This window comes from Rhodoferax sp., assembly GCF_013297935.1.
In the GTDB taxonomy this organism is placed as follows: Bacteria; Pseudomonadota; Gammaproteobacteria; order Burkholderiales; family Burkholderiaceae_C; genus Allorhodoferax.
In genome coordinates, this window is record NZ_JAAFIX010000015.1 from 13195 (window position 1) to 34866 (window position 21672).

Here is a 21672-nt window from a genome sequence, read left to right on the forward strand (position 1 = left end):
CTTAAAAAATCACTCGTCACAGTTGCTTTTGCTATCTATTCTGTAGCTACTTGCGCAGATATGGTAAGGGCTTGCGGCGATTATTCTTCAAAAATACCCAGTGTGACCCCCGCAATGTGCGAGGCAGCGGGTCTGCAGGACCTCAAGGCACGATCGAGCCAGGGGCGTGTGGTTTGGGGGCGCGACATTGTTGCGCCGGAAGCTAATTTCAAGGTGCTGGTGATCGGTGGTATCCACGGCGACGAAATGTCTTCGGTGTCCCTCGTCTATCACTGGCTGGGTCTTGCGGCAACGCCTCCCGCCGAGTCGTCCTTGAACATTCACTGGCGGTTCATACCGAGCTTGAATCCGGACGGCCTGTTCGCAAAGCCTGCTCGCCGCACCAATGGCAACGGAGTTGATTTGAACCGCAACTTCCCGACGCCGAACTGGGCCCGAGACGCCAAGGTGTACTGGGAGCAACGCACCAAGCGGGACCCGCGTCGTTGGCCCGGCAACAGGCCGGTGTCTGAGCCTGAATCCCGCTTTTTGCTGGAGCAGATGGATAGCTTTAAGCCCAACCTGATTGTCAGCGTGCATGCGCCCTACGGCGTGTTGGACTTTGACGGGCCTTCTGTGCCGCCCAGCAAGCTTGGGCGCCTGTACCTGGACCAGGTGGGTATTTTCCCGGGCTCTTTGGGCAACTATGCAGGTGTCCACCAGCGCATTCCGGTGGTGACCATTGAGCTGCCGAGTGCCAGCCGCATGCCGCAAGATGGCGAGGTGCGCCAGATGTGGATAGACCTTTTACGTTGGACCCACGACCGCTTGGGGCCGGTGGCCTCTGCGAAGCCCTGAGCGGGCTCCTGTTTAAGACGTGCTCAGGCGCTCTTTGGCCTTGTCGAGCCAAAGCTGAAGGCTGTCGATCAGGTCCCGCTGGCTGAACGAGCAGCTTTCTTCGCTGAATAAGGCGCTGGACTCCAGCCGGTCTAAGAGCTGGTGGAGTACCACGGTAAATTTTTCGGGCAGCGCGGCCAACAGGATCGTCTGGCCGCGCGCCATTTCCGAAAGCCCATGGGCCGCTGCCCCGCCCGCCCGGAACTGCTCCAAAGCCGCCTGCAGGGCCTGGAGCTGTAGTTCGGCGGAGTGTGCGTTTGCAGCGGCGTGCATGGGCTTAGTGGCCGAGAATTTTGGACAAGAAGTCCCGGCTGCGCTCGTTTTGCGGGTTGTTGAAGAACTCGTGCGGCGTGTTCTGCTCCACGATCTGACCCTGGTCCATGAAGATCACACGGTCGGCCACGGCTTTGGCAAAGCCCATTTCGTGGGTCACGCAGATCATGGTGATGCCCTGGCTGGCCATCTCGATCATCACGTCCAGCACTTCCTTGATCATTTCCGGGTCGAGCGCCGAGGTGGGCTCATCGAACAACATGATCTTGGGCTTCAAGCATAGGGCGCGGGCAATCGCCACGCGCTGCTGTTGGCCACCGGAGAGTTGCAGCGGGTACTTGTTGGCCTGGTTAGCAATGCGCACACGCTCCAGCTGGATCATGGCTTTTTCTTCAGCCTCCTTCTTTGGCATTTTGCCAACCCACATGGGGGAGAGCGTCAGGTTTTCCAGCACGGTGAGGTGGGGGAACAGGTTGAACTGCTGGAACACCATGCCGACTTTTTTACGCACGTCGTCGATGGCTTTCACGTCGTCGGTGAGTTCCACGCCGTCGACGATGAGGTTGCCTTGCTGATGCTCTTCGAGGCGGTTGATACAGCGGATCATGGTGGACTTGCCGGAGCCTGATGGGCCGCAAACCACAATGCGTTCGCCTTTGGTGACGGTCAGGTCAATATCGCGCAGTACGTGGAAATTGTTGCCGTACCACTTGTTGACTTTGTTGAAGGTGATGATGGGTTCAGACATATTGTTTCCTTAGCGGAGTTTGCTTTTGTTGACTTGCTTTTCGATCCAGAGGCTGTAGCGCGACATGGAGAAGCAAAACGCAAAGTAAATGAGAGCGATGAAGATGTAGCCTTCAATCTTGAAGGGGCGCCAATCGGAGTCCGAGTTCAGGGCCAGGCTCATGGCACCTGTGAGCTCGTACAAGCTCACGATGGTTACCAGCGATGTGTCCTTGAAGGTGGAGATGAAGTTGTTCATGATGCCGGGCACCACCATGGCTAGGGCCTGGGGCAGCACAATCTTGCGCTGGGTTTGCCAGTAGCTCAGGCCTAGTGTGGCGGCGGCTTCAATCTGGCCCTTGGGCACCGCTTGCAGGCCACCGCGAATCACTTCAGCCATATAGGCCGCAGCAAACAAGGTGATACCGGCCAGCACGCGTACCAGCACGTCAATATTGAAGCCCTGTGGCATCAGCAAGGGGAACATGAACGACGCCATGAACAGTACCGAGATCAAGGGCACGCCACGGATCAGCTCCACGTAAATGGTGCAGAAGGTCTTGATGGCAGGCAGCTTGGAACGCCGGCCCAAAGCAATCATCAAGGCCAGCGGAAAAGCCATGGCCATGGACAGCGAAGACAAGAGCAGTGTCAAAGGCAGGCCACCCCAGCGGTCGGTTTCCACCAGCGAGAGGCCTATCACGTTGCCGTGCATCAGCACAAAGAACAAGCCCAGCACCACAACCCAGGCGAGGCCCAGCCATGCTTTCCAGAACATGCGCATGCAGCTGGCGACCAGCAAACCGCACAGCAGCACGGTGGCGACCAGTGGGCGCCATTGCTCTTCAAACGGGTAGCGACCAAAAATGATGATGCGGAATTTTTCCGTTACCACGCCCCAGCACGCGCCAGCGCGGTTGGTGCTGCAGGCGTCAGCGTTGGCAGCCCATTTGGCATCGATCAAAGCCCAGCCGAAAAGCGGCGGGACGATGTAGAGCAGGATGGCACCCATGATCAGGGTACCAATCGTGGTCTGCCAGCTGCCGAACAGGTTGCTTCGAATCCACGCCACAGCTCCCTCGGTCTTGACCGGGGCGGGGCGGGCGGGAATAGGTTCAAAAGTAGTTGCGCTCATAAATAGGCCTTAGCGTTCCTTGATGGCGGAGCGGGTGTTGTACCAATTCATGGTGATGGACGTGAACAGCGATGTGCTCAGGTACACCAGCATGATGATGGCAATGCACTCGACAGCACGGCCAGTCTGGTTGATGGCGGTGTTCGCAATCGACACCACATCCGGGTAGCCGATGGCCACTGCCAACGACGAGTTTTTGGTCAGGTTCAGGTACTGGTTGGTCACTGGCGGAATGATCACGCGCAGTGCCTGCGGCAGCATCACTAAACGCATGGTCTGGCCGCGGCTCAAGCCCAGTGCGGCAGCCGCTTCGGACTGACCCAAGGCTACCGACTGAATACCGCCACGAACCACTTCCGACACAAACGCGGCGGTGTAAATGGTCAAGCCCAGCAGAACCGACAAATATTCGGGAGTCAAGGCGCCGCCATTCTCAATAGCAAACTCGCCCTGCACCGGCATATTCATGGCGGTGGGCGCACCACCCAGCAGCCAACCGAGCACGCCCGTGGCCAGAACAATGCCCAAAGGCACCAGCACCATGCTCTTGGCCTTGCCAGTTTGTTCGAAAGCTTTGTAGGCGTAGACCCGATAGGCCCAAGCGGCTAAAACCCCCAGCAACAGGCCCCAAGCGCCCCACATGTGGCCTTGTGCCCACGCCGGGATGGGGAAGTTGATACCGCCCTTGCTCAGAAAGAACGGGCCGAACACCCAGGGTTCGTTGGACGCGGGCAGAACCTCGGTGAACATCAGGTACCACATCAGCAACTGCAGCAGCACCGGAATGTTGCGGAAGAACTCCACATAGGCGGCACACAGACCCCGCACCAGTGCATTGCGCGAAAACCGCCCCACACCAATCAAGGTCCCCAGAATGGTGGTCAGGATGATGCCCACCACCGCAACGCGCAGCGTGTTGACAAAGCCCACCAGGTAGGCGCGCCAGTAAGACTCGCCAGAGTCAAAGGCAAAGAAACTTTCACCGATATCAAAGCCGGCTGGGCTCGACAAAAAGTCAAATCCGCTTTGAATGCCACGCAACTTCATGTTGGTGGTGGTGTTGTGTGCAAGGTAGAGCACGGTTGCCAGCACCACCACGATGGCAATGGCCTGGTACAGCAGTCCGCGGAATGCCTGGCTGCGCCAGGACCAGGACTTTTTAGGAGGGGAGGAGGGTGTGGACATGTCAGCCCTTGGGTTCGCTGGAAAAACACTCATCAATTGAAAAGGGCAGCGCAAGTTGAATGCTGCTGCCCTTTTCGGTAACGGAACGCCGGGTTAGAGCCTTCCGTTAACTCTCATTAACGCACTGGAGGTGCGTACTGCACGCCGCCCTTGCTCCACAGGTTGTTCAAACCACGTGGCAATTGCAGTGCGGACTTGGGGCCCACATTGCGTTCGAAGATTTCGCCATAGTTGCCAGTGGTTTTGACAGCGCGTGCCAACCACTCTTTGTCCAGGCCCAGCAACTTGCCGGTGTCTTCTTTGGAGCCCAACAAGCGGCCGACCACGGGGTCTTGGCTGCTGGTCTTCAGGTCGTCCACGTTGGCAGCGGTGATGCCGGCTTCTTCAGCTTCCAACAGACCGTAGACAGTCCACTTCACAATGGCGGTCCACTCGTCGTCGCCACGGCGAACCATCGGGCCTAGGGGCTCTTTGGAGATCAGCTCAGGCAGGATCATGTGGTCAGCAGGGTTCTTGGCAACCTTGTTACGGGTAGAGGCCAAGCCGGAAGCGTCGGTGGTGTAAGCCACGCAACGGCCGGAGAAGTAAGCGCCTTCAGCGGCTTCGAGCTTTTCAAACACGATAGGTTTAATGTTCAGCGCGTTGGCCTTGGAGAAGTCGGTCAGGTTCTTTTCGGTGGTGGTGCCGGATTGCACGCACACGGTCTGGCCCTTGAGCTGCTTGGCGCTCTTGAGCTTGCTCTTCACGGGGACCATGAAGCCTTGGCCGTCGTAGTAAGTCACGGCGGTTTGGGACAGGCCCAAAGAAGCATCGCGCGTCAGGGTGAAGGTGGTGTTGCGGGAGAGCACATCGATCTCGCCGGATTGCAGTGCGGTGAAACGGGCTTGCGCGTTCAGGGGAACGTACTTCACCTTTTCGCCGTCGCCCAACACAGCAGCAGCCACGGCGCGGCACACGTCCACGTCCAGACCTGTCCACTTACCGTTGGAATCCGCAGCACTGAAGCCCGCCAAACCGGTGTTTACACCGCAAACCACTTGGCCACGGGCCTTTACGGCGTCCAGTGTTTTGCCAGCGTGGGCAGGCGCTGCAACGACGGCGCCCAGAGCAGCAACTACGGTTGCCAGTGTTTTCAGTTTCTTCATGCTCATAAATCATTACTCCAAAGAATTGAATCAGCAGGGTGCACCAGATTGGTGTCTGCGCCCCGATTCTGACGCTGAACTGTAGCCTTGTGGGCCCACGCCCTCATCGGGGTTTACCATCGAAAGGTATGCGGAAAAGTAATAACCTGATTCGCCGCCTACCTCGCGTCCAGTGTCGAGCAGCAAGCAGAAAGCATGCCACTCTGCGACCGTGGTGGGTGGCGCGTTACAGTGCCATCCAGTCTTGCCACGCAACTATTGTTCCATGACCACGCCACAAGAAGCCTCATCCCACCTCGGTAAGCCCCTACAGGGCTGGCGCCTCAAGCTCTTCACCATCATTTTCGAGGCCGATACCCGTGCCGGCCGCCTGTTTGACCAGTGGCTCATTGCAGCTATTCTGGTGAGTGTGTGGGTTGTCGCGCTCGGCAGTGTGAGCGCCATAGACCAGAAGGTGGGCCACTGGTTCGATGTACTCGAATGGGTGTTCACCCTCATGTTCACCGCCGAATACGTGGCCCGCCTTCTGTGCGTGCGGCACCCCATGCGATACGCCTTGAGCTTTTATGGCGTGATCGATCTTTTGTCGCTGCTGCCCACCTACATTGCACTGCTGGTGCCCGAGGTCTCCGCCCTGATTGATGTGCGGGTGCTGCGTTTGCTGCGGGTGTTCCGGGTCTTCAAGCTCACGGCCTATGTGCAGGAATACCAGTCTCTTGCCCGCGCGCTGGCAGCGAGCCGGCGCAAGATTTCGGTGTTTTTGTCGGCGGTGCTCATGATTGTGCTGGTCATGGGCACCTTGATGTACGTGGTCGAAGGCCCGGTGAATGGTTTCACCAGCATCCCGACCTCGGTGTACTGGGCCGTGACCACCATGACCACGGTGGGTTTTGGTGACATTACGCCCAAAACCGACCTCGGCCGGTTTATTGCCTCCTGCATGATGTTACTCGGCTGGGGCACCCTAGCGGTGCCGACCGGTATCGTGACCTCGGAAATGGCGTCGCTGCGGGGGCTGAACACGCTCTCTACCACCCGCACTTGTCATGAGTGCCTGACGGAGGGTCATTTGCCCGAGGCGCGCTATTGCTTGCACTGTGGGGCACACTTGTCACCGTATTTCCGCGAGACCCCCTGAGCATCAAAACCACAAGGAGACACCATGTTCGAAACCGCTATCGCCGGCAGCCTGCCCAAGCCATCCTGGCTCTCAGAGACTGAAAAACTCTGGCCCCAGTGGAAGCTCGCTGGCCCCGAACTGCAGCAAGCCAAGGCAGACGCCACGTTGTTGTGGATCAAGGCGCAGGAAGACGCGGGCCTGGACGTGGTGGGCGACGGCGAGCAAAGCCGTCAGCACTTTGTGCACGGCTTTCTGGAGCAGGTGGACGGCATCGACTTCGAGAACAAAGTCACCATGGGTATCCGCAACAACCGCTACGACGCCCAGGTGCCGCAGGTCATTGCGGCCCTCAAGCTCAAAGGCCGGGTTCACTCCTTCGAGGCCCAACTGGCCCGCGCCCACACCAAAAAGAAGCTCAAGTTCACGCTGCCCGGCCCGCTGACCATTGTGGATACCGTAGCCGACCGCTTTTATGGCGACAAAAAAGCCATGGCCTTCGCCTTTGCCGAGCTGCTGAACCAAGAGGCCCTGGCCCTGCAGGCCGACGGCGTGGACATCATTCAGTTCGACGAGCCGGGCTTCAATGTCTACATGCAAGACGCGGTGGACTGGGGCGTGCAGGCGCTGGAAATTGCGGCCCGTGGCCTCACCTGCACCACCGCCGTGCACATCTGCTACGGCTACGGCATCAAGGCCAATACCGACTGGAAAGAAACCCTCGGCCAGGAGTGGCGGCAATACGCGCAGGTGTTCCCCGCGCTGGCGGCCAGCAGCATCCAGCAGGTGAGCCTGGAGTGCTACCAGTCCCACGTGCCGCCGGATCTGATGGCGCTGCTCAAAGACAAAGACGTGATGGTCGGCGTGATTGATGTGGCCAGTGACGTGATCGAAACCCCTGAGCAGGTGGCCGACACCATTGGCATCGCGCTGCAACACGTGCCGCGCAACCGCATCTTCCCCTGCACCAACTGCGGGCTGGCACCCATGAGCCGCGAGGTGGCCACTAAAAAGCTCGAAGCCCTGGCCCAGGGTGCGGCCCTGGCCCGCCAACGCTACGGCGCCTGAGCATGGTGGTCGTGCCTGACACGGGGTTTGACGCGCCCGCCCTGCACACCCTGAGCCGGGTGCTGCAGGCCGAGGTGGACAAAGGCCGCCTCCCCGGCGCAGTGGCCTACATTGCGCGCGGCGGCCGCACGGTGCTGCACCAGGCCTGGGGCCAGCAAGACCCGGCCACCGGCACGCCCATGGCGGCAGACAGCATCTTCCGCATTTACTCTATGACCAAGCCGCTGGTGTCGGTGGCCATCATGCAACTGCTGGAGCGCGGGCAACTCTTGCTCAGCGACCCCGTGGGCCAGCACCTGAGCGAGTTTGCTGCGGTGCAGGTGGACGATGGCCACACAACCGCCCCGCGCACACCCGCCCGGCCCCCCACGGTGCACGACCTGCTGCGCCACACCGCCGGCCTGACCTATGAGATTTTGGGCGACGACGCTATTCAGCAGCGCTACGCCCAAGCCGGCCTGGGCACCCGCATGCTCAGCAACGCGGGGTTTTCGCACGCCTTGGCTGCCATTCCCTTACGCTACGAGCCGGGCAGCATCTGGCAATACAGCCGCGCTACCGATCTGCTGGGCGCCTTGTTGGAGCGGGTCACCGGCCAGCCGCTGGGCGACTACCTGCAGGCACACATCCTGGGGCCGCTGGGCATGGCAGACACCGCGTTTGTGGTGCCGCCCGAAAAGCAGCACCGCATGGCCGAGCCCTTTGCGCACGACCCGGACGGCGGCCAGCAAATGCCCTTGATGGACCTGCGCAAAACCACCCCCATGCAAGCCGGCGGTGCGGGGCTGGGTTCCACCGCAGCCGACTACGCCCGGTTTTTGCAATGCCTGTTGAACGGCGGCACGCTCGACGGGGCGCGCATTCTCAGCCCCGCCTCGGTGCGCCTGATTACGGCCGACCACCTGGGCGACACCCCCATCAACCGCACCGGCCGTGGCGCCGACCTGCTGCCCCCCGGCCACGGCTTCGGCCTCGGCTTTGCGGTGCGGCTCCAAGCGGGTGTGGGCAGCCAACTCGGCAGCCAAGGCATGTATTACTGGAGCGGTATCTCGGGCACCGTGTTTTTTGTGGACCCGGCCAAAGACTTCTTCGCCATCCTGCTCACCCAGGCCCCCAACCAGCGCAGCTGGTACCGCCCGCTGTTCCGTAACCTGGTGTACGCCGCGCTGGCGGACTAAGAGGCTCTTGGGGGCGGTTTAGGGGTCAAATCGGCCTCTGGCCCTCGCAAAATATGCGCGAGTAGCTACTAAAAGTATAGCGAATTCTCCAAGGTTACACGTGATTACAGCGGTGTCGTCGGCATGCTGGCGGCCTGCCAGGCGGCAATACCGCCCTCCAGGTAGCGAGCATCTAGGCCCATGACACGCAACACGGTGGTCAGGCCCTGGCTGATCTCGTGCCCGTGGGCGCAATACACCACCACGGGCTTGTCCTTGGGCACCTCATCTTTCCACTCCAGCCACAGGGCCGGGTTGTGCCACTGGGCGTTGGCGATCTGGGTGCTGTCCTTCGCGCGTGCGCTGTCGCGCCGCACGTCCAGCAGTGTGAAGGCCTGGCCCTGCGCTTGCAGCTGGGCGAGTTCGGTGGCGGCAATGGCGTGCATGGGGTGTCTCCTAGCGAAAAAATGACAAAAGCAAACCGAGCAGTGCACAGGCGGCGATGACGTGCATCACATTCCGCTTGTAGCGAAACAGGGCGACAGCCGCAGCCAGCGCAATGAGCGCAGCCACCGTATCGAACTTGCCGGCAAAGCCTTGCGGCCACAACACGTGGTAGCCAAAGAACAGTGTGAGGTTGACGATCACGCCCACCACGGCGGCGGTGATGCCGGTCAGCGGCGCGGTGAATTTCAGGTTGTTGTGCGTGCTCTCCACCAGCGGCCCACCGGCCAAGATGAAGAGGAAAGACGGTAAAAACGTGAACCAGGTCACCAGGCAGGCGGCGATGGCACCGGCCATAAACAACGGCTCTGGCCCCAGCACCGCTTTGGCGTAGGCACCCACAAAGGCCACAAACGCCACCACCATGATCAGCGGCCCCGGCGTGGTTTCGCCCAGCGCCAGCCCGTCGATCATTTGCGTGGGCGTGAGCCACCCGTAGTGGCCCACCGCGCCCTGGTAAACATAGGGCAGCACCGCGTAGGCACCACCAAAAGTGAGCAGCGCCGCCTTGGTAAAGAACCAGCCCATTTGCGTGAAAGTGTGGTCCCAGCCCAAGCCCCAAGTCAGCGCGCCCATGGGCAGCGCCCACAGCACGGCGCCTACCAGCACCACCGTAGTCAGGCGGCCCCAGCGGAAACGGGCGTGTGCCGGTGTGGGGGTGTGGTCGTCGATGAGTGCTGAGCCGTAGTGCTTGGCGGCGCCGCCGTGCCCGCTGCTGCTGTTGAACAGGGCGGGCACCCAACGCCCACCGGCATAGCCCAGCAGTGCCGCGCCCAGCACGATGAGCGGAAAGGGCACTTGCAATGCAAAGATGGCCACAAACGAGGCTGCTGCAATGCCCCACAAGGCCTTGTTTTTGAGCGAGCGCGAGCCGATGCGGTGCGCCGCCTGCAGCACGATGGCGGTGACCGCAGGCTTGATGCCGTAAAACATGCCAGCCACCCAGCCCACGTCGCCAAAGGCAATGTAAACCCACGACAGGCCCACCAGAATGAACAATGAGGGGAGCACAAACAACGCACCCGCCACCACGCCGCCCCAGGTGCGGTGCATGAGCCAGCCGATGTAGGTGGCGAGCTGCTGCGCCTCGGGGCCGGGCAGCAGCATGCAGTAGTTCAGCGCGTGCAAAAAGCGCTTTTCCGAGATCCAGCGCCGCCGCTCCACCAGCTCGGTGTGCATGATGGCAATTTGCCCGGCGGGTCCGCCAAAGCTCACAAAACCCAGCTTGAGCCAGAAGGCAAACGCCTGCCAGAAGCTGATGGGTGCGGGCGCCTCGGTCGGGCTCAAGGTGTCATGCGGCATGGAGCGGTGCGATGTCATGGGGTAGGGTCAAATTGCTGGAGCAACGCGTCGAACACGCTCCTGGCGGCTTGCAGCAGCAAGTCGTCGTCGGCAATGCTGGCGCGCAGGCCGGCCAGCACGGCTTCCACGCCGCTGGCCTCTGGTGGCTGCACGCCACCGGCATCCAGAAAATGCACCAGCGCACCCAGTCGCTGTAGGGCCGGCCCCTCCAGCGCAAAGCTGGCCAGCAGCACCTCAAAGGTCACGCGCCCTTCCACGTGGCTGAAGGTGGCGCCGTCAAAGTCAAAGCCAAGTGCATCGGCCGGGCAGTCCTGTGGGCTGGCCAACCACAGGATGCGGGCTTGCGGGTCGATATGGCGCTGGATCAACCAGGCGCTGGCCAACCGGTCTACCCAGGGGCGGGCCCGTGTGGCCCAAGTGCGCCCTTGGTAGTGGGCGCGCTGCAGCTGGGTAATCGTTCCGGTGGCTGCTTTCGGTTCGTCGGGTGCCGCCGCGCGGGCCATGGCGGCTTCCAGGGTTTGTAGGGCGGCTTCAACCTGCCGCTGTGCCTCGCCCGGAAAAAAGTCGGTCTCTACGATTTGCCCAAAGGCTTTGCGGGCCTTGCGACAAAGTCTGGTGGCCTCGGCCCGGTCGCCGCTGGCAAGCAGGGCCTGAATGGGGGGCAGCTCGGCCAGCAGTGCCGCAAAGTCGGCGCTGCAGTCAAACAGGGTGGTGAACACTGTGTTGGCCGGCTCCTGCACCGTCATCACATAGGCACTGCCGCCGCCTGCCAGCACGTCGGCAGCTACCGACTCCAACACGGCCCGGCAAGCCGGGCGTTCGGGCATGACGTACACACCGTCTTTGAGCACCGCCGCGCCGCTGGCTTTGAGCGCTCGCCAGGCGCGCATGCGGGCCGTGGCGTTTTCGGTAGGCAGGCTGGTAACGAGAGTAATCCACATAATATGTAGATTATTCAACAAATATGCAGAATTATCTACATTTTGTTTGTGGGTCTACCAGTCCGTCCCGACCCCTGAGGGCGGCTACCCCCTTGCGGCTAACCCCTTGCGGCTCTCCCCGGAGGTGAGCGCTATCAGCCCTTGGCCACTTCCAACACCAGCTTGCCGAAGTTTTCGCCGTTAAACAGCTTGAGCAGGGTGTCGGGGAAGGTCTGCAGGCCCACCACCACGTCTTCCTTGCTCTTCATGCGGCCCTCTTTCAGGTAGCCCGCCATCTCGGCCACGGCCAGGTGGTAGCGGTCGGCGTAGTCGAACACCACAATGCCTTCCATGCGCGCGCGGTTTACCAGCAGGCTCAGGTAGTTCTTGGGGCCTTGCACGGCCGTCGTGTTGTTGTACTGGCTGATGGCGCCGCAGATGATGATGCGGGCCTTGCGGTTGATGCGGGCGAGCACGTCGTCCAAAATCTCGCCCCCCACGTTGTCAAAGTAGATGTCTACGCCGCTGGGGCAATGTTCTTTCAAACCGGCCCGCACCGCGCCCGGCCCGGCCTTGTAGTCAATGCAGGCGTCAAAGCCCAGTTCTTTCACCACCCAGTCGCACTTGGCGGCACCGCCGGCAATGCCCACCACGCGGCAGCCTTTGATCTTGGCCATCTGGCCCACGGTCTGGCCCACGGCACCGGCCGCACCCGACACCACCACGGTCTCACCGGCCTGGGGCAGGCCCACGTCCATCAGGCCAAAGTAACCCGTCATGCCGGGCATGCCCAGCACATTGAGCCACTGGGTCAGCGTGCCGGCGCGCAGGTCGATTTTGACCAGGCCGTTGCGCTTCATCTCGTCTTTGGCAAGGGTGATGTACTCCTGCACGCCAAATCCTGCGCTCACATAGTCGCCCACGGCGTATTTGTCGCTCTTGCTGGCGACCACCACGCCTACGCCGCCGGCGCGCATGACTTCACCAATGCCCACGGGCGGGATGTAGCTCTTGCCTTCGTTCATCCAGCCGCGCATGGCCGGGTCCAGGCTTAGCGCCAAGGTTTTGAGGGTCACACCGCCCTCGGCAGGCTCAGCCACGGGCTCGCTGGTGTGGCTCCAGTCGCTGGCTTTGGGCATGCCCACAGGGCGGGCCGCCAGGCGGATCTGGTGGTTGGTCAGGCTAGACAGGGCTTGGGTCATAAGAACTCCGGGGGGAAAGGGGGCAACAATGGTCGCGGATGGTAGCGCTCTACCGCCCTCGGCTTGGTAGCCAAGGTGACAAGCCCCGGCCAGCGCCTTTATGAGCCGCGGTGCGGCTGTGCGCCAGCGGCGGGAGCGCCCGCACTTGCGCTGCGCAACTCCGCCAGCTGGCTGGAGAGTTCCTTGACGGCCTGGGTCAGCAGGAGCAACTCTTTGTCTTTGAGCAGGTCAATTTTTTCGTGGAGCAGCTCAATCTCAAGCTCAGCTTTCACATTCACCTCGTAGTCGCTCTCGGCATGTTTGCGGTCCAGCTCCGACTGGCGGTTTTGGCTCATCATGATGGCGGGCGCGGTGTAGGCCGCCTGAAACGACAGCAGCAGGTTCAGCAAGATAAAGGGGTAGGGGTCCCAAGCGTGGGAGCCGGTGAGCACATTGCCGGTGATCCACACCACAATCAGCCCGCTCTGGACCAGGATGAAGCGCCACGACCCCACAGTGCGGGCCACCACGTCCGCCATGCGCTGGCCACGGGTGGCTGGTGGCAGGTCGAAATGCTCAGCCGGAACCACCACCTTGGGCGGATGGGTGTGGCGGTGTTTGCGCCGGTGTTCCCTAAGCAGCCTGAGCTGGTGTTGGTCTACCGGTGCCGGTGCGGGTGCGGGATCGAGGGCTGCGCTGGCAGCGGGGGCGGATTGGTGGGGCATGGGGACTTTCAGGGCTGGGCGACGGGGCGCCGTTGCCTCGAGTGTGCGCTCAGTGCGCCATGTAGCGCCCGGCGCGGTGGTTGGTGGCCAGGGTTTGGTTCAGGGTCACGGCACCCAGCACACTGAGCAGTACGTGTTGCCAGTCGGTCACGCCGAAGGCCAGCATCACAATGGTGCAGTCCAGCGCCATCTGGATGCGGCCTGCGCGCCATCCACGTTTCTCTTGCAGGTATAGCACCAGCACGTTAAAGCCGCCCAGGCTGGCCTTGTGGCGGAACAAAATCAGCATGCCGGTGCCCATGAGCAGCCCGCCGATGACCGCAATCGCGGCCGGTTGCAGGCGGCTGAACTCCACCCAGAGGGGTAGCACATTGGTGAGCACTGTGAGCAGGCCCACCGCCATAAAGGTTTTGGCGGTAAACACCCGGCCCATGCGCTGGTAGGCGAGGGCGTAAAACGGCAAGTTGATGCAAAAGAAAACCAGGCCGAAGTTCCAGCCGGTGGCGTAGTGCAGCCAGAACGCCACCCCGGCGGTGCCCCCGGTGAGCAGCCCCACCTCTTTGAACATCAATACCCCCAGAGCAACAAAAATGGTGCCAGTGAGCAGGGCTTGTAAATCTTCGGACGGGCGGTGGCGCAGTGCAGCTGGGGTAGGGGGCATGGGGCGAGTGTAGTCAGGCGAGGGCGGTGTCCGCGCACGTGGCGCCGCCGCAGCCGTGAATCGCTGCCTGGGGCAAGCGTTCGGGTTGGGCGAGCGCCCCGGTCTCCGGGTCGTAACCGGCCGAACGCAAGTGCAATGCCAACGATGCGTCCATGCTCTGCGCATGCTGCGGAAACCAGATGCCCAGCTCATCGGCCATCTGGCGCACCACAGCCAGGTCGCCGCCGTGGCCCCGGGCCTCGCCTTCGCGCAGCACCTGTAGCACCACTTTGTGCTGGGTGGCGTGGCAGTTGCCGGCGGCAAAACCGGTGGCGCGCATCCATTGGTCCTCCCGGTCGAAATGCTCCTGGGTGTGGGCAATGAGCGCCGACCACAGGGGCAGCAGCTCCCCGTCAGGCGCCTGTACCACCCGGGCAAGCAGTTCCACAAATTCTTCATGCACCGCATCCATCACTGGCATGTCGAGCACAAGAGCATCGCTCCAGGCAAGCGTGGCGGGAGCCGTCAGGGTAGGGGTCATTGCAGTCTCCATAAGTAGCGCTAGCTTAGAGGCCGCATTCATTTGCAGTATTGACCCACATCAGCCAGCAAATCATTTGTCTCGCTGATAAACTAATTTGATGACTATCGCCTTTCAGCCTCCCTTGATTGCAAGGCCCGCAGACCTCGGGGCCACCTTGTTTCGGCAGGGCTACGCGGTTCTGGGGGCTTCTCAGCTGGCGGGCCTCAGCGGGGTTCCGCTGTCGGCCATGCTCTCGTGGTGCGACTTGTGGAACGACCTGCCGCCGGACAACTACCTGAAAGACGGGGGCCGCTACCGCCGCAGGCGCCACTCTTGCTTTGTGCTCGACGGCACGCAGGTAAAGCAAGCCCCGCACCGGCCGCACTGGCAGCCACTGGCTTACAACGCCCTGCACGGCGGGATGCAGCGGCATTTCGAGGCCATGGAGCCCTCGCTCACTCAACAAGCGCACTGGCTTCAATTGCTGGGCTGGCTCGGACAGGTAGCGGACGACCTGAAAGGACACCGGACCTGGTACAGCGAGGCCCACCAGTTCCGCATTGACACCACCGACGGCATTGGTCGCCCGACCCCCGAGGGCGCGCACCGTGACGGCGTGGACCTGGTAGCCGTTTTCATGGTGGGTCGACACGGGGTGAAGGGCGGTGAAACGCGTGTTTTTGAGGCGGATGGCCCCAACGGACAGCGCTTCACGCTCAATGAGCCTTGGTCTTTATTGCTTTTGGATGATGAGCGGGTGATCCATGAATCCACCCCTATTCAACCGGTTGACGTGGCGGGGCATCGTGATACGCTGGTCGTCACACTGAGGTCGGGAGGTTTTCAGGAATAAAAACCTCGTCGTTGCATGAAAGAGTTTTTGATGCACGTGATGATGCGCATCCAGCAGAGTGCGGGCTCAGTGGCTTCGGCATCGCAGCAGATCGCGGCGGCTAATGCTGACCTCAGCGCCCGGACCGAGTCGCAGGCCAGCTCGCTGGAGCAAACCGCTGCCGCCATGGAAGAAATGACCGGTACCCTGGCGCAGACCGCGGAGTCCACCGAGGCGGCCAACCGCCTGGTTGCGGCGGTGAGCGTGTCGGCGCAGGAGGTGGGCACTATGGTGAATGACGTGGTGCAAACCATGGGCACCATCCATGAGTCGTCCAAGCGTATTCAAGACATCATCGGCACCATCGACGCCATCGCATTCCAGACCAACATTCTGGCTTTGAATGCGGCAGTGGAAGCCGCGCGGGCCGGCGAGCAGGGGCGGGGATTTGCGGTGGTGGCCTCGGAGGTCCGGCAGTTGGCTCAGCGGTCGGCCGAAGCGGCCCGCGAAATCAAAACCATCATCCAGGACAACGTCGAAAAAATGGACCGCGGCAATGCCATTGCCTCGCAGGCCGGGCAGGCAGTCACCCAAGTGGTGGCGTCTATCCAGCAGGTCAATCAATCAGTGTCAGATGTCACGGTTGCCAATGGCGAGCAGAAGACCGGCATCGTGCAGGTGGGCGAAGCTGTGTCGCAGCTGGACCACATGACCCAGCAAAACGCGGCGCTGGTGGAGGAAACGGCGGCTGCCTCCAAGAACCTGGACGACCAGGTCCAGGCCCTCAAAACAACGATCAACCGATTCAAAATCGGCCACCTGACTACGCCTGAATTTCAGACGCTGCGATTGAGTTGATCAGTGCGCGCCTGACAGACCCGGGGTCAGCAGGCGCTGCATCAGCTCTGCCACCGTTTTGATCTGGTCTCCAAACGGCAGCCGCCCTGCGCCGCGGAAGAAGAGACCTTTTTTCACATCGCCCCGCAAGGCGGCGGCGAGCTGGTTGTCAATGCAAAACTGGCCCCAGCCCTGCAGGCCGTCACGCAAGCCACATTGGCCCAGGCAATCAAAACTCTTGGTGCAACGGCTCTTCACGTGTGCCACAGCCTGCAGCTTGGGCTCAATCTTCATATAGGCTCGCAGCCACGGTGTTCCCACGGCACGGGCAGGCAGGCCGGCGACGCTGGTGAACTCCACCATGTCTTCCTCACGAGCCTCTGCCAGTACCTTTTTGAATTCGGCATGGGCATCACTCTCCTGCGTGACTGCAAAAGCGGTACCCAGCTGCACACCGTCGGCCCCTAGTGCCTGCAGGCGGGAAATGTCTTCATAGTTGCGAATGCCGCCAGCTGCAATTAGCGGAATGTGCTGTTCGTAGCCCGCGTCTTTGAAAAACTGGCGCACCTGAGGAATCACGTTCTCAAAATCGAACCGGGTGTCCTGCAGGTCGGCAATTTTGGCGGCGCCTAAGTGGCCACCGGCCAGGCGCGGGTGCTCGATCACGATAGCGTCGGGCAGGCGCTTTTTGCGCTCCCATTTTTTGACAAGCAATTGCACCCCGCGTGCGTCGGACAAGATGGGAATCAGGGCAGCCCGGGGGAAGTCTTTGGCCAAATCGGGCAGGTCCAGCGGCAAGCCGGCACCCACCACCACGGCGTCGATGCCAGCCTCCAGGGACCGGGTCACGTTGGCCGCGTATTCACTCACGGCGCGCATGACGTTAATGGCGAGCAGCCCTTTGCCACCGGTGCGCTCCCGCGCGGCTTTGATTTCGCGGTCAATGGCTTCGAGGTTCGCGGCGTTGATCCCGGCCTTGGCTTCATCGCCGGGCGTGAGCTCCCGGGTCCGGTCCATCAAATCGGGGTGATGGCGACGCAAGTCCACACTGGAGAGGGTGCCCACACCGCCCGCTGCGGCCACGCTGCCGGCTAGCCGGTGGCCTGAAATGCCGATACCCATGCCGCCTTGGACGATGGGGAGCACGCGCTTCCCTGCGATTTGCATGGCTTTCAGGCCACTTGTGCTCAACCAAGCGTTGGATTCTTGCGGCAAATGATGCATATCAGGCTTGGTATCGTTCATGGTGTGGTCTAAGATGGCAGCAGTGAGCAAGCGCGGAGCATAGGTTTGCCTGCGTCCATCAGGTTTGAGGTGCGTCAATCAAAGATGCAATCGGTAGTTGGAAGCCGAATACGACAAAAACAAGGTAGACAATTTTCATGAATGCTTTGGTGCAAAGTCTTGCAACCCTTGGGGGCTTGCGTGACAGAGACGCGTTGGATGCAGAAATAGTTCGCCTTTTGGTGAACAGTTCGGGCATCGACGTTTTGAGTGTCAACCTCATCCGCGTGGTCGGGGAGGGGGATGAGCGTCGTTGTCTCTCCCTCGGTGCCTTGCAGTCAGGGCAAAATCAAATGACTCGCGATTTGCTGTGGTCCGATTGGAGTCAGCTGCCGCGGGTGTCCGATTTCCCCTTACGTCAAAAGGCGCTTGAAAAAGGTCGAGCTACACTCAGTCCGAACGGAGAGCGCAGCGTGGTGTTGCCCATGCTCAACACGAACGGACTGCAGATCCTGCTCGACATCGACGCCCGCTATACCTTGGCCCCCGATGCAATTGATTTGCTGCAAAGCATTCTGTTGGCCTACCAGAACCTGCTGGGTTTGTTGGATTACGGCGAGCGCGATTCATTAACCGAGTTGCTCAACCGCAAGACCTTTGACGGCGCTTTTTTCAAAGCAACTGCCGACAAATCCAGCAGCCCTCCTGACAGCATGCCGGATCGCCGGCATGAGAGTTCCGAAGCTGGGGTGTGGTTGGCTGTGCTGGATATCGATCATTTCAAACGCGTAAACGACAACTTCGGCCACCTGATTGGCGATGAAGTGCTGTTGCTCCTGGCCCGTCTGATGCGCGGCAACTTCCGCTTTCACGACCAGCTGTACCGTTTCGGAGGTGAAGAGTTTGTGATTCTGATGCGTTGCGACTGCCCTGAGCACGCCGAAGGCGCTTTAGAGCGCTTGCGTTTGCGCGTGCAGGAATACGCCTTTCCCCAGGTCGGGACGATCACCGTGAGCATGGGAGTTTCTACCTTGCTGCCCAACGACACCCCCAGCAGTGCCTTTGGCCGGGCGGACAAGGCGGTCTACTACGCCAAGGAGCATGGGCGCAACCAGGTTTGCAACTACCAGACCTTGGTCTCTGAGGGCAAGCTGGTGGAGCAACAGGCCGACGAAATGGACGTCGACCTGTTTTAAGCCCTTACCCGTGCGTGGGCCGCTTAGCGGTCGCGCTCAAAAATGGCCGCAATACCTTGGCCGCCACCAATACACATGGTCACCAGCGCGTAGCGGCCATTGATACGCTCCAGCTCATACAAAGCCTTCACGGTAATCAAAGCGCCGGTCGCCCCGATGGGGTGCCCCAGTGAAATGCCCGAGCCATTGGGGTTGACCTTGGCCGGGTCCAGGCCTAGGTCTTGGGTCACCGCGCAGGCTTGGGCGGCAAAGGCCTCGTTGGCCTCAATCACGTCCAGGTCATTCACTGTCAAACCGGCTTTTTGCAAGGCCAGTTTGGTGGCGGGCACCGGGCCGATACCCATGTATTTCGGGTCCACACCGGCGTGGGCGTAGGCCACGAGGCGGGCTAAGGGCTTGAGGCCACGGGCCTGGGCCACACTCTTCTCCATGAGCACCACGGCAGCGGCGGCGTCATTGATGCCGGAGGCATTGCCCGCGGTCACGGTGCCGTTTTCCTTGATGAATACCGGCTTGAGTTTGGTCATGTCTTCGAGCTTGCAGTCGGGGCGGAAATGCTCGTCGGTGGCGTAGGTCACTTCGCCCTTTTTGCTTTTGAGCATCACGGGGGTGATCTGGCTGCTGAAGTAGCCGGCGGCAGTGGCTTTCTGGGCGCGGTTGTGGCTCTCCACCGCCAAGGCGTCTTGCGTCTCGCGGCTGATGCCCCATTTGGCGGCAATGTTCTCGGCCGTTACACCCATGTGGATGCTGTGGAAGGGGTCGTGCAACGCGCCGATCATCATGTCCACCATCTTGGTGTCACCCATGCGGGCACCCCAGCGCATGTTGAGGCTGGCAAAGGGCGCGCGGCTCATGTTTTCAGCGCCACCACCAATGGCCACATCGGCATCGCCCAGCAAAATGCTTTGGCTGGCGTTGACAATGGCTTGCAGGCCCGAGCCGCACAGGCGGTTCACGTTGTAGGCCGGTGTTTCCTGGGCGCAGCCGCCGTTGATGGCGGCGATGCGGCTGAGGTACATGTCTTTAGGCTCGGTATTCACCACGTGGCCGAACACCACATGGCCTACGTCTTTGCCTTCGACGTAGGCACGGGCGAGGGATTCGCGCACCACTTGGGCGGCCAGGTCGGTGGGGGGAATGTCTTTGAGGCTGCCCCCAAAGGTTCCAATAGCGGTGCGCACAGCGCTGACGACGACGACTTCACGGGACATACAAGGCTCCTCGAAAAATAAAAATAGGTGCAAGCCGCAGTGTGCGCCGCTTGCAATACAGGCATCTTACGGTTCAGGTGGTCATGGTTTTGTCATGAAATTGACATTAGAGGTGCCTACCCTCAGGGTGTCAAAACGATGCCCGCCCAGGAGTTGCCCGTGAGTTCCAGTGAAGAAGAAATGATCCGTCGCATCCGCAGCGACATGTTGGACAGCTATGACGAAGAGCTGGAAATGGAGCTCGACGACCACAACCAGGACGAACTGGCCGATGGCCTGAGCCCTGAGCTCAGCGAACAGCACCGGCAGGACCGCCGCACCTATTTCCGCGAGCTTTTCCGCATGCAGGGCGAGCTGGTCAAGCTGCAGGACTGGGTGGTAGCCACCGGCCATAAGGTGGTGGTGATTTTTGAAGGCCGCGACGCCGCCGGCAAGGGCGGCGCCATCAAGCGCATTACCCAGCGGCTGAACCCGCGTGTCTGCCGTGTGGCGGCATTGCCTGCGCCCAACGACCGGGAGCGAACCCAGTGGTATTTCCAGCGCTACGTGAGCCACTTGCCTGCTGCCGGCGAAATCGTGCTATTTGACCGCAGCTGGTACAACCGCGCGGGTGTCGAGCGCGTCATGGGCTTTTGCAATGACGAGCAGCTCGAAGAGTTCTTCCGCACCGTGCCCGAGTTCGAAAAGATGCTGGTGCGCTCAGGCATTCAGGTTATCAAATACTGGTTTTCCATTTCAGATGAAGAGCAGCACACCCGCTTTCTGGGCCGTATTCACGACCCGCTCAAGCAGTGGAAGTTGAGCCCCATGGACCTGCAGTCCCGCGTGCGCTGGGAGGCTTACACCCATGCTAAAGAAGCCATGCTGGAGCGCACCCATATCCCCGAAGCGCCTTGGTGGGTGGTGCAGGCGGTCGACAAAAAGAAGGCCCGCCTGAACTGCATCCAGCACCTGCTGGGTCAGATGCCGTACACCGAAATCTCACACCCTCCGGTGGACTTGCCCGAGCGGGTGCGCCACCAGGACTACGAGCGCCACCCGGTGCCGGCCGAGATGTACGTTCCGGCGATCTACTAGTCTCGCACGTCGGCCACCGGCTGCTCCCCGAAATCGGGGCGGGCCAGATAAGCCAGCACGCGGCGGGCGGCCTCGTCGGGGCGGGTGAGTTGGCCCTGGGTCTTCAAGCCTTCAAAGCTGCCGCGGTCTGGGAACTGCCCGGCGTCTGCACTGCGCAGCTGGACTTGCATGTCGGTGTCTATGACCCCGGGTGCGAGTGAGCAGACTTTTGCGCCGTTGGGTGTCAGCGCTTCGTCCAGGGCCAGGCAGCGGGTAAAGTGGTTCATGCCCGCTTTGGCGGCGCAGTAGCCCGCTTGCGAGGCCATGGCACGGCGGCCCAGGCCGGAGGACACATTCAGTACTTTGCGCTCGCCCTCCCAGTCTTGGGTGGCTCCAAGGAATGCCGCGCACAGCTGCATGGGCGCTTCCAGGCCCACCCGCAGGGCATGGGCCAGGTCGGCGGGGGCGCTCTCACGCAGAGGCACCAGCGCGGGAATCACGCCAGCGTTGTTAATCAAGGTGGCGCTGGCAAAGCGCGCCGGGTCGTGGGTGCCCAGCCAGTCCTGCAAACGCTGTGCAGCCGCTGCGCCGTCTGCCAGGTCTACCGCCCACTGGGTCAGGCTGGCTCCGGCCTGATCAGCGGCGGCTTGCAATGCGGGGTTGCTGTGGCGCGAGATACAGAGCAACTGGTGGCCGGCTTGCAGCAACTGGTGCGCCATGGCCAAGCCCATGCCCCGCGAGGCGCCTGTCAGGATGGTGAGGTGTTGTACTGAGGTCGACATGAAAAGTAAATCTGCTATTTAATTTGTAGCTACTCGTGCAGTGAATGCGGGGGCTAT

The 21672-nt window shown here is 61.3% G+C and carries 23 protein-coding genes; 8 read left to right on the plus strand and 15 right to left on the minus strand.

Annotated features, from left to right (window positions below; translation table 11 throughout):
* Nucleotides 1-102: 102 nt before the first annotated feature.
* Complete coding sequence (locus QZW03_RS15865; protein ID WP_296510997.1) at nt 103-837, plus strand: M14 family murein peptide amidase A; 735 nt, start codon at nt 103-105, stop codon at nt 835-837.
* 12 nt (nt 838-849) lie between these two features.
* On the opposite strand, the gene QZW03_RS15870 is transcribed toward QZW03_RS15865, so the two are convergent.
* From QZW03_RS15870 to QZW03_RS15890, 5 genes are all read right to left on the minus strand, one after another.
* On the minus strand, nt 850-1149 hold the full coding sequence (locus QZW03_RS15870) for a hypothetical protein (RefSeq protein ID WP_296510998.1): 300 nt from the start codon (nt 1147-1149) through the stop codon (nt 850-852).
* 4 nt (nt 1150-1153) lie between these two features.
* Nucleotides 1154-1897 carry an amino acid ABC transporter ATP-binding protein gene (locus QZW03_RS15875; RefSeq protein WP_087494649.1) on the minus strand — a complete coding sequence of 248 codons (744 nt, stop codon included), beginning with the start codon at nt 1895-1897 and terminating at the stop codon, nt 1154-1156.
* Nucleotides 1898-1906: 9 nt separating this feature from the next.
* Complete coding sequence (locus tag QZW03_RS15880; protein ID WP_296510999.1) at nt 1907-3010, minus strand: amino acid ABC transporter permease; 1104 nt, start codon at nt 3008-3010, stop codon at nt 1907-1909.
* Nucleotides 3011-3019: 9 nt separating this feature from the next.
* On the minus strand, nt 3020-4195 hold the full coding sequence (locus QZW03_RS15885; protein ID WP_296511000.1) for an ABC transporter permease subunit: 1176 nt from the start codon (nt 4193-4195) through the stop codon (nt 3020-3022).
* A 116-nt stretch (nt 4196-4311) separates the two neighbouring features.
* Nucleotides 4312-5340 (minus strand): amino acid ABC transporter substrate-binding protein, encoded by a 1029-nt coding sequence (locus QZW03_RS15890; RefSeq protein WP_296511043.1) that lies wholly within the window; start codon nt 5338-5340, stop codon nt 4312-4314.
* Between the two features lie 265 nt (nt 5341-5605).
* On the opposite strand from QZW03_RS15890, the gene QZW03_RS15895 reads away from it, so the two are divergent.
* The 3 genes from QZW03_RS15895 to QZW03_RS15905 are packed head-to-tail and all read left to right on the plus strand — an operon-like array spanning nt 5606 to nt 8703.
* Nucleotides 5606-6478 (plus strand): ion transporter, encoded by an 873-nt coding sequence (locus QZW03_RS15895; protein WP_296511001.1) that lies wholly within the window; start codon nt 5606-5608, stop codon nt 6476-6478.
* Nucleotides 6479-6502: 24 nt separating this feature from the next.
* Nucleotides 6503-7525 carry a methionine synthase gene (locus tag QZW03_RS15900; protein ID WP_296511003.1) on the plus strand — a complete coding sequence of 341 codons (1023 nt, stop codon included), beginning with the start codon at nt 6503-6505 and terminating at the stop codon, nt 7523-7525.
* Nucleotides 7526-7527: 2 nt separating this feature from the next.
* On the plus strand, nt 7528-8703 hold the full coding sequence (locus tag QZW03_RS15905) for a serine hydrolase domain-containing protein (RefSeq protein ID WP_296511005.1): 1176 nt from the start codon (nt 7528-7530) through the stop codon (nt 8701-8703).
* Nucleotides 8704-8807: 104 nt separating this feature from the next.
* Here the strand turns inward: QZW03_RS15905 and QZW03_RS15910 are convergent, their stop codons facing one another.
* The 7 genes from QZW03_RS15910 to QZW03_RS15940 form a co-directional block, all read right to left on the minus strand.
* Nucleotides 8808-9128 (minus strand): rhodanese-like domain-containing protein, encoded by a 321-nt coding sequence (locus tag QZW03_RS15910; protein WP_296511007.1) that lies wholly within the window; start codon nt 9126-9128, stop codon nt 8808-8810.
* Between the two features lie 10 nt (nt 9129-9138).
* The gene (gene chrA, locus QZW03_RS15915; protein WP_366481818.1) at nt 9139-10488 is read right to left on the minus strand and encodes a chromate efflux transporter; all 1350 of its coding nucleotides are present in this window, start codon (nt 10486-10488) and stop codon (nt 9139-9141) included.
* Nucleotides 10489-10502: 14 nt separating this feature from the next.
* The gene (locus tag QZW03_RS15920; RefSeq protein ID WP_296511009.1) at nt 10503-11429 is read right to left on the minus strand and encodes a chromate resistance protein ChrB domain-containing protein; all 927 of its coding nucleotides are present in this window, start codon (nt 11427-11429) and stop codon (nt 10503-10505) included.
* A gap of 134 nt (nt 11430-11563) precedes the next feature.
* The gene (locus tag QZW03_RS15925; RefSeq protein ID WP_296511011.1) at nt 11564-12610 is read right to left on the minus strand and encodes an NADP-dependent oxidoreductase; all 1047 of its coding nucleotides are present in this window, start codon (nt 12608-12610) and stop codon (nt 11564-11566) included.
* 98 nt (nt 12611-12708) lie between these two features.
* Nucleotides 12709-13314, minus strand: coding sequence for a DUF1003 domain-containing protein (locus QZW03_RS15930; RefSeq protein WP_296511012.1), 606 nt, complete (start codon nt 13312-13314; stop codon nt 12709-12711).
* Between the two features lie 49 nt (nt 13315-13363).
* Nucleotides 13364-13975 carry a YitT family protein gene (locus QZW03_RS15935; protein WP_296511014.1) on the minus strand — a complete coding sequence of 204 codons (612 nt, stop codon included), beginning with the start codon at nt 13973-13975 and terminating at the stop codon, nt 13364-13366.
* Between the two features lie 13 nt (nt 13976-13988).
* On the minus strand, nt 13989-14495 hold the full coding sequence (locus tag QZW03_RS15940) for a hemerythrin domain-containing protein (RefSeq protein ID WP_296511015.1): 507 nt from the start codon (nt 14493-14495) through the stop codon (nt 13989-13991).
* Between the two features lie 97 nt (nt 14496-14592).
* On the opposite strand from QZW03_RS15940, the gene QZW03_RS15945 reads away from it, so the two are divergent.
* Together QZW03_RS15945 and QZW03_RS15950 are read left to right on the plus strand one after the other, a co-directional pair.
* On the plus strand, nt 14593-15330 hold the full coding sequence (locus QZW03_RS15945; protein ID WP_296511016.1) for a 2OG-Fe dioxygenase family protein: 738 nt from the start codon (nt 14593-14595) through the stop codon (nt 15328-15330).
* A gap of 15 nt (nt 15331-15345) precedes the next feature.
* A complete protein-coding gene (locus tag QZW03_RS15950; protein ID WP_296511017.1) occupies nt 15346-16167 on the plus strand; it encodes a methyl-accepting chemotaxis protein in 822 nt (273 codons plus the stop codon).
* Here QZW03_RS15950 and QZW03_RS15955 read toward each other — a convergent pair whose 3' ends face one another.
* Nucleotides 16168-17370: a nitronate monooxygenase family protein gene (locus QZW03_RS15955; RefSeq protein ID WP_296511044.1), complete on the minus strand. Its 1203-nt coding sequence runs from the start codon at nt 17368-17370 to the stop codon at nt 16168-16170.
* Nucleotides 17371-17528: 158 nt separating this feature from the next.
* Between QZW03_RS15955 and QZW03_RS15960 the strand changes: the two genes are divergently transcribed.
* On the plus strand, nt 17529-18566 hold the full coding sequence (locus tag QZW03_RS15960; RefSeq protein ID WP_296511018.1) for a GGDEF domain-containing protein: 1038 nt from the start codon (nt 17529-17531) through the stop codon (nt 18564-18566).
* A gap of 23 nt (nt 18567-18589) precedes the next feature.
* On the opposite strand, the gene bktB is transcribed toward QZW03_RS15960, so the two are convergent.
* Nucleotides 18590-19777 (minus strand): beta-ketothiolase BktB, encoded by a 1188-nt coding sequence (gene bktB / locus QZW03_RS15965; protein WP_296511019.1) that lies wholly within the window; start codon nt 19775-19777, stop codon nt 18590-18592.
* Between the two features lie 138 nt (nt 19778-19915).
* Here bktB and ppk2 point away from each other — a divergent pair, with 138 nt between their 5' ends.
* Nucleotides 19916-20854: a polyphosphate kinase 2 gene (gene ppk2, locus QZW03_RS15970; RefSeq protein ID WP_296511020.1), complete on the plus strand. Its 939-nt coding sequence runs from the start codon at nt 19916-19918 to the stop codon at nt 20852-20854.
* Here the strand turns inward: ppk2 and QZW03_RS15975 are convergent.
* Nucleotides 20851-21615 carry an SDR family NAD(P)-dependent oxidoreductase gene (locus tag QZW03_RS15975; protein ID WP_296511021.1) on the minus strand — a complete coding sequence of 255 codons (765 nt, stop codon included), beginning with the start codon at nt 21613-21615 and terminating at the stop codon, nt 20851-20853. The two genes, ppk2 and QZW03_RS15975, sit on opposite strands and share 4 nt — an antisense overlap.
* Nucleotides 21616-21672: the final 57 nt, after the last annotated feature.

Excerpts from the sequence above, each read along its gene's own strand:
- QZW03_RS15870 (WP_296510998.1), bottom strand. The coding sequence starts at position 1,149 with ATGCACGCCGCTGCAAACGCACACTCCGCCGAACTACAGCTCCAGGCC.
- QZW03_RS15875 (WP_087494649.1), bottom strand. The coding sequence starts at position 1,897 with ATGTCTGAACCCATCATCACCTTCAACAAAGTCAACAAGTGGTACGGC.
- QZW03_RS15880 (WP_296510999.1), bottom strand. The coding sequence starts at position 3,010 with ATGAGCGCAACTACTTTTGAACCTATTCCCGCCCGCCCCGCCCCGGTC.
- QZW03_RS15885 (WP_296511000.1), bottom strand. The coding sequence starts at position 4,195 with ATGTCCACACCCTCCTCCCCTCCTAAAAAGTCCTGGTCCTGGCGCAGC.
- QZW03_RS15890 (WP_296511043.1), bottom strand. The coding sequence starts at position 5,340 with ATGAAGAAACTGAAAACACTGGCAACCGTAGTTGCTGCTCTGGGCGCC.
- QZW03_RS15895 (WP_296511001.1), top strand. The coding sequence starts at position 5,606 with ATGACCACGCCACAAGAAGCCTCATCCCACCTCGGTAAGCCCCTACAG.
- QZW03_RS15900 (WP_296511003.1), top strand. The coding sequence starts at position 6,503 with ATGTTCGAAACCGCTATCGCCGGCAGCCTGCCCAAGCCATCCTGGCTC.
- QZW03_RS15905 (WP_296511005.1), top strand. The coding sequence starts at position 7,528 with ATGGTGGTCGTGCCTGACACGGGGTTTGACGCGCCCGCCCTGCACACC.
- QZW03_RS15910 (WP_296511007.1), bottom strand. The coding sequence starts at position 9,128 with ATGCACGCCATTGCCGCCACCGAACTCGCCCAGCTGCAAGCGCAGGGC.
- chrA (WP_366481818.1), bottom strand. The coding sequence starts at position 10,488 with ATGCCGCATGACACCTTGAGCCCGACCGAGGCGCCCGCACCCATCAGC.
- QZW03_RS15920 (WP_296511009.1), bottom strand. The coding sequence starts at position 11,429 with ATGTGGATTACTCTCGTTACCAGCCTGCCTACCGAAAACGCCACGGCC.
- QZW03_RS15925 (WP_296511011.1), bottom strand. The coding sequence starts at position 12,610 with ATGACCCAAGCCCTGTCTAGCCTGACCAACCACCAGATCCGCCTGGCG.
- QZW03_RS15930 (WP_296511012.1), bottom strand. The coding sequence starts at position 13,314 with ATGCCCCACCAATCCGCCCCCGCTGCCAGCGCAGCCCTCGATCCCGCA.
- QZW03_RS15935 (WP_296511014.1), bottom strand. The coding sequence starts at position 13,975 with ATGCCCCCTACCCCAGCTGCACTGCGCCACCGCCCGTCCGAAGATTTA.
- QZW03_RS15940 (WP_296511015.1), bottom strand. The coding sequence starts at position 14,495 with ATGACCCCTACCCTGACGGCTCCCGCCACGCTTGCCTGGAGCGATGCT.
- QZW03_RS15950 (WP_296511017.1), top strand. The coding sequence starts at position 15,346 with ATGAAAGAGTTTTTGATGCACGTGATGATGCGCATCCAGCAGAGTGCG.
- QZW03_RS15955 (WP_296511044.1), bottom strand. The coding sequence starts at position 17,370 with ATGCATCATTTGCCGCAAGAATCCAACGCTTGGTTGAGCACAAGTGGC.
- QZW03_RS15960 (WP_296511018.1), top strand. The coding sequence starts at position 17,529 with ATGAATGCTTTGGTGCAAAGTCTTGCAACCCTTGGGGGCTTGCGTGAC.
- bktB (WP_296511019.1), bottom strand. The coding sequence starts at position 19,777 with ATGTCCCGTGAAGTCGTCGTCGTCAGCGCTGTGCGCACCGCTATTGGA.
- ppk2 (WP_296511020.1), top strand. The coding sequence starts at position 19,916 with ATGCCCGCCCAGGAGTTGCCCGTGAGTTCCAGTGAAGAAGAAATGATC.
- QZW03_RS15975 (WP_296511021.1), bottom strand. The coding sequence starts at position 21,615 with ATGTCGACCTCAGTACAACACCTCACCATCCTGACAGGCGCCTCGCGG.